The sequence below is a fragment of the Paraburkholderia bengalensis genome (assembly GCF_037126505.1).
Taxonomy (GTDB): domain Bacteria; phylum Pseudomonadota; class Gammaproteobacteria; order Burkholderiales; family Burkholderiaceae; genus Paraburkholderia; species Paraburkholderia bengalensis.
Window position 1 is genome coordinate 18,695 of the sequence record NZ_JACFYJ010000007.1, and the last position, 13,004, is coordinate 31,698.

Annotated in this window: 10 protein-coding genes; 1 reads left to right on the plus strand and 9 read right to left on the minus strand. The window is 57.4% G+C overall.

Annotated features, from left to right (window positions below; genetic code table 11):
• Position 1 precedes the first annotated feature (1 nt).
• The gene (locus tag H3V53_RS06585) at positions 2-739 is read left to right on the plus strand and encodes a glycosyltransferase family 2 protein (RefSeq protein WP_336597276.1); all 738 of its coding nucleotides are present in this window, start codon (positions 2-4) and stop codon (positions 737-739) included.
• 395 nt (positions 740-1,134) lie between these two features.
• Here the strand turns inward: H3V53_RS06585 and H3V53_RS06590 are convergent, their stop codons facing one another.
• From H3V53_RS06590 to H3V53_RS06630, 9 genes are all read right to left on the minus strand, one after another.
• On the minus strand, positions 1,135-2,205 hold the full coding sequence (locus H3V53_RS06590) for a glycosyltransferase family 4 protein (protein WP_336597277.1): 1,071 nt from the start codon (positions 2,203-2,205) through the stop codon (positions 1,135-1,137).
• A 27-nt stretch (positions 2,206-2,232) separates the two neighbouring features.
• On the minus strand, positions 2,233-3,201 hold the full coding sequence (locus H3V53_RS06595; RefSeq protein WP_336597278.1) for a class I SAM-dependent methyltransferase: 969 nt from the start codon (positions 3,199-3,201) through the stop codon (positions 2,233-2,235).
• Between the two features lie 200 nt (positions 3,202-3,401).
• Positions 3,402-4,484: a glycosyltransferase family 2 protein gene (locus H3V53_RS06600; RefSeq protein WP_336597279.1), complete on the minus strand. Its 1,083-nt coding sequence runs from the start codon at positions 4,482-4,484 to the stop codon at positions 3,402-3,404.
• The gene (locus H3V53_RS06605) at positions 4,481-5,563 is read right to left on the minus strand and encodes a DegT/DnrJ/EryC1/StrS family aminotransferase (protein WP_336597280.1); all 1,083 of its coding nucleotides are present in this window, start codon (positions 5,561-5,563) and stop codon (positions 4,481-4,483) included. Before H3V53_RS06605 ends, H3V53_RS06600 begins: the two co-directional genes overlap by 4 nt.
• 21 nt (positions 5,564-5,584) lie before the next feature.
• Positions 5,585-6,214, minus strand: coding sequence for a NeuD/PglB/VioB family sugar acetyltransferase (locus H3V53_RS06610; RefSeq protein ID WP_336597281.1), 630 nt, complete (start codon positions 6,212-6,214; stop codon positions 5,585-5,587).
• Between the two features lie 43 nt (positions 6,215-6,257).
• Complete coding sequence (locus H3V53_RS06615; protein ID WP_336597282.1) at positions 6,258-9,767, minus strand: glycosyltransferase; 3,510 nt, start codon at positions 9,765-9,767, stop codon at positions 6,258-6,260.
• A 108-nt stretch (positions 9,768-9,875) separates the two neighbouring features.
• A complete protein-coding gene (locus H3V53_RS06620) occupies positions 9,876-10,841 on the minus strand; it encodes an NAD-dependent epimerase/dehydratase family protein (RefSeq protein ID WP_336597283.1) in 966 nt (321 codons plus the stop codon).
• A 3-nt stretch (positions 10,842-10,844) separates the two neighbouring features.
• A complete protein-coding gene (locus H3V53_RS06625; RefSeq protein ID WP_336597284.1) occupies positions 10,845-11,561 on the minus strand; it encodes a sugar phosphate nucleotidyltransferase in 717 nt (238 codons plus the stop codon).
• Positions 11,562-11,592: 31 nt separating this feature from the next.
• A complete protein-coding gene (locus H3V53_RS06630) occupies positions 11,593-12,582 on the minus strand; it encodes a GDP-mannose 4,6-dehydratase (RefSeq protein ID WP_336597285.1) in 990 nt (329 codons plus the stop codon).
• Positions 12,583-13,004 lie beyond the last annotated feature (422 nt).

Consider the following 13,004-nt stretch of genomic DNA (forward strand, 5'->3'; position numbering starts at 1 on the left):
CATGCCAGAATTCGACATCACCGCGGTCATCAATGGGCATGCGGAAGGACTGATTGCACAGCCGTCGTTGCGCAGCCTCTCGCAGGCCGCAGCCAACGCGAGATCGAGCGGCCTGCGCGTGGAGCTTCTTGCGATCCTGGACAAGCCGAATGCGATCACGCAGGAAGTCTTCAACGAATTCGCGCGGCATGAACCGGGGCTGCGAATCGAGGTCGTCGAGCACGGCGATCTGGGCTACTCAAGGAACTCTGCTGTCGAACGCGCTCACGGAAAGTGGATCGGTTTTCTCGATGCAGACGACATCTGGGGAGCCGACTGGCTGGTTCGGGCTCATGCTGCCGCGCAAGCCGATCCTCGCAAGGTCGTTTGGCACCCGGAAGCCAACGCGTATTTCGGTGTCACGCCTTATATCTTTATGCACGTGGATATGGAAGATCCGTCGTTTCACATAGCGGATCTCGGCTATACCAATCTTTGGACATCGCTGTGTTTTACTTCGGCGGATTTATTGCGCGAAGTGCCGTATGCGGGCACCGACCTCAAAAACGGCATTGGCTATGAGGACTGGTGCTGGAACATCGATGTGCTTAATCGCGGCGGTATTCATAAGATCGTGCCGAACACCGCGCATGCGATTCGAACGAGAAGTATGTCGCTGGTCAAGCAGACTTCTGCGGCGGACAGTATTCCGCGGCCGTCTGACTTTTTCCGGAAAGTGATTGCGGCTGGGCGAAGTTAGCCTTTTCAATCGCTGGTAAAGAGGCTTACGCGCAGTTTTCCGCGCGCGCCGTCCAGTCAACCCGTCCGCGGCTCGGAAGTAATTGAAAGCCATTTGAGTGCTCTCAAAGCGATACTTCGTGTTGTTGGTGACGCTGCCGGAGCAGGCAGAGCGAATGGACGCGGGCTATTCCATTACGCTTCGCCAATACTTCAAACGCTTCGCGGATTCCGGCGTCTTTCCCGAACACTCGACAAATTCAAGGGTAGGTTAGTCTCTGAAATTTTCCGCAGGTCCGTCATCGGACAATCATCTATCCGTCGCGTCGATTGGGCGGGCGGCGGAGCAATTGAGCTATTTAATCGTGATTTGTAGAAACGTTTGCCCGGCGCCCGCCTTGATACCGCGCGATTCGTTCAAGTCACAAACCGCTCAAACGTGTCGGCATAGGTATCCATCATTTTCGGTCGGCTGAATTTTTCTTCAGCGATGAGCCTGGAAGTTCTCTGAATCTCGCGAAGCGCTGCGCGATCGTTCGCCCATCCAGCCAGCAGATTGGCGATGGGAAGTGCATCTTTGGGGCCAATGAGGTAGCCGTTCTTACCGTCTTCGATCAGCTCCGGCACTCCGCCGACGGGAGCTCCGATGACGGGAATGCCACACGCATTGGCCTCCATGACGATATTCGGGCGCCCATCGAGTTTAGACGGCAGCACAAGAACATCGAGTGAACGTAGTGCTGCGCGGAGGTCCTCGACATAACCATCGTAAGTGAGCCTTCCGGCGGCGGGACTCACTTCGATGCGTCCGCGCACCAACGCTGCCTGATCTCCCTCGCCGCTCATCCGGAACGTTGCCCCAGGAACGAGTTCATGAATTGCTTCTACCAGTTCGACGAATCCAAGAGGATTCTTTTCCGACGACATGCGCCCGATGTATCCGACAACGATGCCATTTCCCGATCTACGATTGCTATCTGGCGTCAGCCAATCGACATCGATGCCGCTGCGTACCACTGCAATATTGGCGTCTTCCTTGTGTGTGCATGATTGAACAAAGCGTCGCATGTACTCGCTTTCAACGATCACCCCATCCATGCAGCGCTCGTAAAGAAAATGATTTACGACATGGCCGACCTCGTTGTAAAGCGTATCGACGATTCGGAGCTCGGGTCTTCTTTCCTTCCAGTATGGCAAATGCGAATACAACGAGTAGGCACCTATCTGGAGTATCAGATCTACGTCGCGCCGCTGGATTTCGTTCCAAACGAGCTCACGATACTCATGAACTGACGTACCGCTAAGGTCCAGGATCCGATCGGCGGACCAAAAGTCATCCATCGGATCGGGTGTATAGACAGTGGAAGCGTCGGCGCAATACGCTACCGTGACATCAAAGCCGCGTTTGCGCATTTCGCGCAACACCGCGATGGACAACGCGCCTTTCACGAGGAAGGGCAGCAAGGCGAGGATAGTAGGTTTCTTCATGTCTGCGCTCAGGCCGCCAGATCAAAGTTAGTCTTGAGATTGCTCACCCGCATCGCGAGGTGTCATTTTCTCGAGTTGCTCGTATGCGTTACGCCAGTTCCTGGCTTGACCTTCATACCAATCAGCGTTGACGGCGTTCACGCTATCGGTGTACCAGAGTTGAGTCAGGCGAGTCACTAACGCGTGGCTGTAGGCTCGTTGGAGCAAGACGGGAAGGGCGAGTACCCGCTCAGGAGTTGGGTGGAACGAGTGCACGACGTTGTATGCGAGATTGAGCGCCTTCTCCTGCTCGGTCAGTGCTTGAAGATCCGTCTGCTTCATAGCCTTGACGAGGTGGTCGACACGAACGCTCATTTCCTGCTGTCGGGTCACGACACCGATATACGTGGACCCGTATCCCTTTATGTCAGATTCGAAGCCGCTGACAAACAAGTCGTCGTAGCTCGAAAACAGGCGTTCGAGCCCAGGTATCGTCGGATAATAGATATGCTCGTATGAGCCGTTGAACCAGTCGTTGTTATCGCGGGTCTCCGAGATCAACGGAATTTCGAAGACCAGCACGCCATCGGGCTTGAGCAGCGAAAGAGCGGTAGTGAACGCGCGCCTTAGATCCAGAACGTGCTCGAACGTTGCGATCGATGTGACTACGTCGAGCGAACCACCGAGTTGTGCGGCGACGGCGGGACTAAGGACGTCATCTGCAACCATCGTGACGCCAGCCGCAGCTGCCGTATTCGCTGCCTTTTTATTCACCTCGATACCGAATTTCTCGTAGGCGTCGCCGAGTTTGCGGAGAAGGAATCCGTCGGCACATCCAACGTCCAATACTCGCCCGGCCGGCTTGAGAGCCTGAACCAGAAGTTGCGCCCACAATAGCCCGTGTTCGGCGGTGAATGCATAGTCCGCATAGCCAATGGTTTCGCTTTCGTTCTTCCCATAGTAGTCGTCGCGGTAAAAGACACTGGTGTCGCCAGGTGGCGCTTCGACGACACCCATTCCACAGCTTTCGCAGAACAGAACCCGTCGGCCATCGCCTCGAGTCACCGTTCGAGAGAAACTGGAATGCGAACATATGTTGCAGGTGAATTGGGCTGCCTGATTGTCTGTCATAAGAATTCGTTCATCGGGTGTCTTTGTGGACGCGACCGGCGGTGCACGTCTGGAGACTGGCCAAAGCCTCGTCTGTCGTATGCGCGTTATACCGATTGTCCCGTAGCTTCGAGATAGGCACGCTGCCATTTCTCGCATTCGCTACGCCAATGGTCACGAGCGCCGATGTATGCCTCGACATCTTTGTTGAGCTTGCTCAGTTCCTGATAAAGGGGCGTGCCCTTATCGAGTAACGCCATGCATCTGCGTCCCACCGTCACCAACTCAGGGCGCTCTTCGGTGTTTCTCAGGAGGGCTCTGAAGCTCTCATAGTCGCCAACCGACGTGGATTGCATCAGCATGCCGAGCAGTCGATACCGCTCAGTTGGCGTTAGCCGACTCAACTGTTCATGGTGAGCTACCCAGCCGATCATGCGTGCGATCGATGGGTGGAGCGCGCGTTTTTCCGCGAGCGGAATCAGATTGCGCAGCGTTGCATAGGCAATCTCCAACAGCGAGCCGAGGGGGTCAGCATGTGTTACGCCGCTGGAGGTGGCGCGGATGAATGTGAGCTTCTCGGGAATGAGGGCAAATCCGCACCCTTCGCGCAATGCTCTCGTCCAGAGTTCGTAGTCAGGCGCGCGAACCATGTTCGCGTCATCGAGCCCGATGCGATGGTGGGCCGCGCTCCGCACCATCGTGGATGAGCGGCAAAGATGATTGGCACCGATCCATGTGTCGACCCGCCCAAACTCGTGAGGCCGATTGACAGCTTCTTCCAGAGCGTCCGCATTCGGATGCGGGCAGCCGTCCTGGTCGTACACCGAGATGTACGTGCCGATGATATCGACGCGCGGATTCGCAGCAGCGAGCGCAAGTTGACGCTCCGCTTTGTGTGGCGCGATCCAGTCGTCCGCGTCCAGGTTGACCATCCATTCGCCCTTGCAGGCGGAGACCGCGCGGTTGTAGCTGCCCGCGCCACCCAGGTTCCGCTCGTTCTGGATGACGCGAATCCGCGGGTCCCGGAAGCTCCGCACGACATTGACCGAATTGTCGCGCGAACAATCGTCCACCACCACGATTTCGAAGTCCTGGATGGTCTGGTTCAGGATGCTCCGAATCGTCTTATCGATGTAGCGCTCGTAGTTGTACGAGAGGACGATGTAGGAAAGCAGAGGTTTATCGCTCATGGAAGACAATCGGCAATGCGGTCGAGGTCTTGTTCGGATAGACGATCATGGAAAGGAAGGCCGATCACGCGAGGCGCCAGTGCGTCTGTGGTCGTCAGATTGCAGCGAGGTGCATCGGCGAATGCGGGATGCCGGTGACATCCGAGTCCCCACCAGCGTCGCCATTCGATATGCTGAGCGTCAAGCCGCTCAAGGGTAGCTTGCAACGCTTCAGGCCGCACGACCACGTTGAAGGTCATGGTGACCCATTCGTCACCTACGCCGCGTTGTACCCGGACGTCCTTCGTCTTTAATCTTTCCAGATAGGCACGTGATAGCTTCCGCAATGCCTCAAGGCGTGCGGGGAGACCGTCCATGACCGCCATGCCGACCGCCGCGGCGTACTCAGAGATCCGATAGTTGCCGCCCTGGATCGCCGATACCCGTTCGGCACCGAGAAAACCGAAACCTGTCATCGCGGTTGTGCGTTCGATCAGATCGCGATCGGAACAAAGAATGGCACCGCCTTCGCCAATTCCAACCACTTTTGTTGCATGCAGGCTGACGCATACCGGTTGTTCGCCGACTCCATCGAGAGCGGTCACTGCGGCAGCCGCATCAAATACGACCGGGATACCGTGCTTCGCCTCGAATGCTTTCCAACGGCTGAAATCGGGCGGAGCGCCGAACGCACTGACGACGAGTACTGCGGCAGGCGGTTCGTCCAGTTGCGGCAGTGCAGCTTCTACGATCTCCGGCGTGAGCATCATGTGCTGCTCGGACACGTCAAGTAGAAATGGCGTAAGTCCAGCGTTGCAGACTGCGTGCGCGCTTGCGATGAACGTGAACGCGGGCATCAAGCAATAACGTCGTCCAGATTTCGCGCGAACGCGTAGCGCCAGTTCGATCGCTGATGTGCCATTGCACGTGATCGTGATGCCGGGTGCGCCCGTCAGTTGCGAAAGACGGGCACTGAACTCGTGATGAAGCGGCCCATAGTTGCTGTAGATGCGAGCCGAATCGATGCGGTTGAGATAAGGTAACAGCGCGTCCGTGCTCGGGAGGCGCGGAATCAATACTTTGATAGTTTCGCTCGGCATGAGTGACAGGACATCGGAAAATTAAAGATGATCAGGCTGCCGCCTGACGAGCGGGCGTGCAGGCACTCCCACGACAGTGGTACCTGGTTCTACGGATCGCACCACTACAGCGCCCGCACCTACGGTAGACCACGCGCCGATGACACATCCAGGTGCCACGACCACGCCGACACCGAGGTTCGCGCCTTCTTCTATCGTTACACGGCCGGCAAGGGATGTGCCTGGGCCAAGGCTTGCGAAAGCGCCAATTATACAATCGTGCGAAATATTACAGCCCGGATTCACGAGTACGTGAGGGCCGATCTTGATATCAGTCGTAAAACTCCCAGTGCCAAGCACCATGACGCCTTCGCCGAATTTCACCTGCGGGCCGATGGTTGCGGCAGGGTGGATCACCGTTCTGAAACTGGTTGGCCCCAGCTGCTCGGCGATTCTAAGTCGAGCTTTGTTGTCGCCAACGGCGATGACGAACTCAGCGTTGACGATTTCATCGTGGTCTTCAAAAGCCAGTTCGCGTACCGGCAGGTTTTGCACCGGCCCGGAAGCGAATCCTCGCTCGACAAGAAACGAATCCACTTCGAGCCCCATCGCAAGAAGTGCGGCGTGTACTTCCCGACCCAAGCCACCCGCACCAATGATTCGTATCGTCATACAAAATTTCTCGCCGCGCCGTATTGCGCATGCGCCAAGTCAGTCAGCTTCGCTCGACGAGTTGCTCAATTGACTCGGCATACCTGTTTAACATCGCCTGACGGTTAAATCGCCGCTCCGCGATCTTCCTGGCGCTTTCTTTGAAGGTTGCCAGCTTCGCAGGCTCCGCGGCCATTTCCACGATTCTTCGCGCAAATTCATCATAGTCGCCCGGTTCGCAGAGATAGCCTTGCTGGCCGTCTTGGAGCAGGTCGGGCAGTGCCCCGACGCGCGATGCGATTACAGGCGTCCCGTTGGCTAGCGCCTCCATCACGACGTTCGGCCGCCCATCGATGCGGGATGGCAACAGCAGCAGATCATACAGACGCAAGTAAGGTGCAAGTTCGGGCACGGAACCGCAGATGATGAATCTCCCACGCGGGAACGATGCTTCTTGGACGGCAGCGCGAAGCGCGCCGTCGAGCGGACCTGCGCCTGTAATGACAAATGTGACGCGCACATGCGACGGAACCCTTTTGGCGATTTCCACAAAGCCGAGCGGATCCTTCTCTTCCGACCAGCGACCGGAAAATCCGACAATCAGCCGTCCCGACGGAATTCCGTGTTGAGTGAGCAGGGCCGGGTTTTTCTCACCGGGTGAATTGACGTCCAGATCGACTCCACTCTCGATGAGGCGAATTCGGTCGGGCGATTCTCCGGCGTCGATCAGCCACTGCTGAACTTCCGTGTTTTCGACAAGGTTCAGATCGATGTAATCTGCGTAGCGACGGTTGTTGCCGACGTGCCCTACCGTGTTGAACAGCAGATCCACAATCTTGAGATGCTTATATGTGTGCTTCAATGCCGGCAAGCAGTCGTACATGAAGGCGCTTCCCACTACCCACAGCACCGAAATGTTCCGGCTGGCGAACAGGTAATCCACGAAATCCCTCCATCTGTCCTGACGGAGAAAGCGCGGAAGGTGGAAGATTTCGTTTGTGGTCTGCCGGAACCATTCGGTGGTGTCGCCATTCGAAGCGTCGCTATGCACGGTGCTCACAATGACGACTCGCCACCCATGCGACGCCAGATGCGCAACGATAGCGCTAAGCAAACGCTCCGCGCCGCCCAGAATCAGATAGGGAACTGCCAGCATCAGGGTGCGCGTGTCGCGCTTTGCTATGTCATCCCCACTGCGCAACATGTTACGCAGTGGATTCGGCGTACGAATCTCCATCGCAGCACGGCGCCGCCCCAGCCTGAATGCATCCGGCGTCAGAACATCCGCATTGAATTCGCAGATTTTCTCAGCCTGCACGTCGTTGCCAAGCACTGCATCGCTGTTGCTGAGTGTGTTTCCATGGCTGCGATAGAAAAACAGCGGGTCGCGCATGTTTGCGAAACGGGCGCCAAGCGCCGCCAGCCGTACCCAGAACAGCCAGTCTTCGTGAATATGACCGGCCGACGGATCAGAGTCGCGATAGCCGCCCGCCTGGCGCCAAAGCTCGCGACGGAACAGCGAGCAAGTGAGCACATGATTGCCTTTGACGAGCATGTCGAGATCGGGTTGTTCATGAGGCACCCAGACCTCGTCGCGATTGCCGAAAAATTTGAGGCTCGGGCCGACGACATCGTAGCCGTAGTGCTCGAGCATAAAGACAGCCTTCTCGAGATAGGTCGGGTCCAATCTGTCGTCTGCGTCAAGGCAACACACATACTTGCCTCGTGCGTGGCTGATACCGTAATTGCGATTCGCGCCTGCACGATAGGGCTTGTCCTGCAGCAGCACGCGGACCCGCGACGGCACGCGCTCAATTAGAGCGGCGAAATTCTTGCGGGATTCGATCGAATTCGAGCCACCTTCCACGACGATAACTTCAAAGTCCTGGAACGTTTGGGCCATCACCGATTCGATTGCGTCAGCGACGAGATGTCCGTAGTTGAAGCATGGGACGATGATGCTCACGAGCGGGCGATCGTCCGGCCATAGGGCTTTATCGAGCCCATACTCCATTTCCGCGTCCATTCCCGCGACGGGCAACAGCCTCGCGTCGGCGATCCGCGCTGCCTCCTGGGCGCTGTGGCGTTCGGCTTCAAGAACCGCGGCGAACTCCGCCCGACGACGTCGCACCTCTCGAAGGTTGACGCCGAGTTTAAATTGCATCGCCCACCATGTCAGCCTGGCCGCTTGCCGCAGTCGTCGTGATATAGAGGGGTAACGTCTGCCCAGCCGATGAAGTGGTTGTATCGCTCGCCACAGGACGCTGGTTCGAATGGCAGCCAACTCCTGTTCTGCAGCTACATATCTGCCTTGCGCTTCTGCGACCCTCGCGTCTGCGTTGGCCGCGCGTACGTATGCTTCGCTGGCCTTCGCTTCGAGAGCAGCATAGCGTTCCATTTCAACGGCGATTGCGTGAGTTGCCTTTGCGGCGTTCAATTTTCCATCGCGCCGCGCGACTTCCAGCAGCGAAGACAATCTTCCCGTTTCGGTGGCGAGTTGCTCCGACTTTTGGCGCCAGGACTTCTCCCATCGGTCTGCCAGTTCCTGGAGGGTGTCGCGTTCTTGCGTGAGTTCGTTCAATTCCTTTTTCCTGGCCTTCAATCGTTGCAAATCAAACGTCCACAACTGGACAATGCGTGCCACTATCGGCTCGGATAGTTGCTCGCTTGGAAGCGTGTTGAGATCGTATACCGACGCTTCGGAAGACTGAGCCATATGCATCAAGCGAAGATGCAAACGCGCGAGTCTTTCGTTCTTTGACAAGGACACATCGTCTGCATCGAGTAGCCTCGAAAACACAGCTTCAAATTTCTTCGCGCCTTCCGCTGACTTCGTTATCGCGCCTGCATAAGTCGACGCATAGTCTTTGACGACGAGTTCTGCGCCGACGAGATGATGATTCAGCCGCTCCTCCACGATGTATCGGATAGACGTTTCCGTTGGATAGTAGATATGTTCGAAAGAGCTGTTCAGCCAGGCTTGATTGCTGCCCTGTTCGGACATAACAGGGACTTCGAAGAGGAGGATGCCGTCGTCCTTCAGGAGGTCTACCGCAACCTCGAAGCCCGCACGGAAATCATTCAGATGCTCGAATACTGCAATGGCCGAAACGACATCGAAATGGCCGCGATACTGATGGCGGATTTCCGGCGCAAATAGATCGTTGCCGACAATCGTGATGCCGGAACCTCGAGCCCGCTGCGCCATTTCAGCGTTGACTTCAATACCAAAGCGCTGAAAGCCTTCGCCAACGTGGTTCAGCAGATATCCGTCCGCACATCCGATATCCAGAATCGTGCCGTCGTCGCGAAGCAACTTGATCAATTGCGCGGCCCAGCCGGTTCCATGCTCGGCGGCGAATCGGTAATCCGCGTAACCGCGTTCGCCGCCATTGACGTAGTAGTTGTCGCCGTAAAATGCCGCGAGGTTATCGGGAATGGATTCGACAACGCCAAGTCCGCAATGTACGCACTGAATGATGTTGACACCATCTGCACGAACCGCCATTGGCGTGAATTCGCGGCGTCCGCAGCCGTTGCACGAAAATTCCGGATTAGTCGGCAATGCCATCATTAACCTGGGCGTCAAAAGCGCTTGAAAAGGCACTGTTTCGCGGCAATATCACGCGAGCAGCGTGCCAAGCGCGAAACAAACGAACGAGTAGCTCAGCGGAGCGAAGCCTTAGCTTGCTGCTGTGGGTTGTGCGCCGGAATTCGTGGCGTCCGACTGCGCCCGCGCCAGCATGGCCGGCAAAAGCGTGTCGAAGTCGGGGCGAGCGACGGACAGTCCCAGCGACTTGAGTTTTGCTGTTGATCCTACAAACCGCCGTACGTTGCTGTTCCCTGTGCGGCTGCTTTCATAGCGGAGTTGTATGGGAGTCCCGGAGCAGGCAATCAGTCGTCGGGTAAGGTCCAGCAATTGCGATCCGACGCCCGTGCACACGTTGACGATTCCTCCTTGACCTACGGCACTCAACGCGAGTTCGACAAGGAGGCGGCCTGCTTCGCGGACATCAATAAAGTCTCGCTCGACATCCAGATCGCCTGTATTCAATGTTCTTCCCCCCGTCGACGATAGACGGGCAATCTGATCGGCAAAGCTACCGAGCGCGAGCGAAGTGGACATGCCCGGTCCGATCGGATTGAATACGCGAGCGATGGTCACGGGCAATCCGGTTGCCGCCGCATTGAGACCATGCAGCGTCTGCGCGAGCTTGGTGATCCCGTAAGCCGTGTTCGGCCGGCAGGGAAACGTTTCTATGACGGGCAGATCTGCGTCGGGCACAGGCCCATACTCAGCTGCGCTACCCACCAGCAAAACATGCGGATTCGGCCTGACCACGGCTGCTGCTTCCAGCAGGTTTGCCGCAAAAATCGTATTAACGCGATACAGGTCCGCGATTGACGGTGCCGACGACGAACCAGCGAGGTGAATGATGCATTGAGGGGCGATCTCAGTCACCAGCGCTTTCACTTCGGCGGCATCGTCCGGGCGGTGAAGCACGTGATGGCCGCCAATGGCCCTGTGCGATGCGTCCGCCGCCCGTGCATATCGACCGACGGTTACAACTTCTGCGCCGCGTTCCGTCAGTTGATCGACAACGCAATTGCCGACAAAGCCGCTCGCGCCTGTAACGAGTACGCGCATCGCTCAGGCGGGAAGGAACAGTTCACGCTTCTCGGCGAACAGTTGTTGCGCCGTGGCGTAATCGTCCGGACGGCCGATGTCCAGCCAGAAGCTATCGGGCTGCCGGTGGCAGTGCACCGTCTTCCCTTCGGCAATCAATGCCTTCATGAGATCGGGCATGTCCAGATACGTGTCGAGCTTGACGTGCGGAGCGATCGCATCGCGGTTGAGCACGTACAGACCCATGCTCACGAGATGTCGCGACACGGGTTTTTCGAGGTAGCCCGTGAGCCGCATCTCGGCGTCCGTCTGCACCAGACCGAAGTCGATCTTCACTTCGCGCTCATACACGCTGATGGACGCAGCCGCGTTTTGCGCGCTGTGATCGTCGATCAGCTTGCGAAGGTCGAGCGTTGTCAGCAGATCGCCGTTGGTGACGATGAAATCGCCATCGAGCCTGTCGAGCAGGCCGCCCAACGGGCCTGCCGTGCCGAGCGGACTGTCTTCGAGGCTGTAATCGAGCTTGAGGCCAAAGCGCGAACCATCGCCGCAGAACGCGCGAATCAGATGATGCAGGTGATTCACGGCCAGGAACACTTCCGTGATGCCGGCCTTGCGCAGTTGATGCAGCAGCAATTCAAGAACGGGCATGTCGCCGAGCGGCATCAACGGCTTCGGGAACAAAGCGGTATACGGCTGGAGGCGGGTGCCCTTGCCGCCGGCCATGATCACAGCTTTCATAAGTGACTCCAGATGAACAGGTGCGAACGGCTTATACCGTGTACACGTTCGGGCGATACAGATGGATGTTCTTCTTCACGAACTCGATGGACTGCATGAGACCGTCGTCGAGGCTGACGCGAGGCGTCCATCCCATCAACTGGGCGGCGCGCGAATTGTCTGACACCAGCTTGAGAACTTCGCTCTTTTCCGGGCGCATGCGTGCCGCTTCCTGGACGATCGGCTTGTCGCTGGCGCCCATCAGGCTGAGGATGCGTTCTGCGAAATGTCCGATCGTATAGGTCGAGCCCGTGCCGAGGTTGATGGTTTCGCCTTCGATTCCGGGCGTCGTGGACGCGGCGATGAAGCCAGCGACGGTATCCGTCACGAACGTCATGTCGCGTTCCGGGGTCAGCGAGCCGAGACGGATTTCGTCTTGCGTCGCAGCTTGCGCGATGATGGTCGGGATGAACGCGCGTGCGGATTGCCGCGGGCCAAACGTATTGAACGGGCGCAGCGTCACCACGCCGGTGTTGAACGAGCGGTAGTAGCTCTCAGCGATCTTGTCGGCGCCGATCTTGGATGCCGAATACGGCGACTGCCCTTGCAGCGGATGCGTTTCGTCGATGGGCACCCGCATCGCCGTGCCGTAGACCTCCGACGTGCTCGTATGCACCACGCGGCCCACGGAAAGGCGCCGCGCCGCTTCGACCACATTGAGCGTACCTTCGACGTTCGTGCGCACGTAGCTGCGCGGAGCGACATACGAGTAGGGAATGGCGATCAGCGCAGCGAGATGGCAGACCACGTCCATGCCTTCCACTGCGTGGTGGACGAAGTCGCCGTCGTCGATATTGCCGGCAATGACGCGGAACTGACCTTTGACGTCGTCGGAAAGGAAGTCAAGATTGCCCCAGCTTGCGGACGAACCGTACTTGATCATCGCCGTCACGTCGGCACCCTCGCGCACAAGGGCTTCGACGAGGTGGCTGCCAATAAATCCGCCCGCTCCAGTCACCAGGTATTTGCGTCCAGTCAGCATGTCACTTCCCGATATATGAATGCGCCGAATGTTCTCACAAACGGCGTACGAAGACCACCCTGGCCCGTCGGTTTAACCGGCGGTCGAGCACATTATGAAGCGGGTCCGGACGTCATTTAGTCCCAACAAATCGCGCTTGGCATAACGACTATCGCCAGACGTAAAAGCCTGCAAAGCCGGTTCTTGAAACGATTATTTGCATCTGTAACAAATGGCTCAATTCAAGAAAATCGCCATCTCGCCGACAACTGCATGGTGTCGGGCCAGTTGGTGATTGGCCCTGTATCGCCAGTGCATATCGCCTCGAATAGACACGCCGTTGTTTTATAATGCGAAACGGCCACAAATCGAAATGTCGGCAGTCGGCCGCTGCGGTTGCCGAGTCCTAAAAATCCCGATAAGTTTGGCGCTTCTGGCCCTTT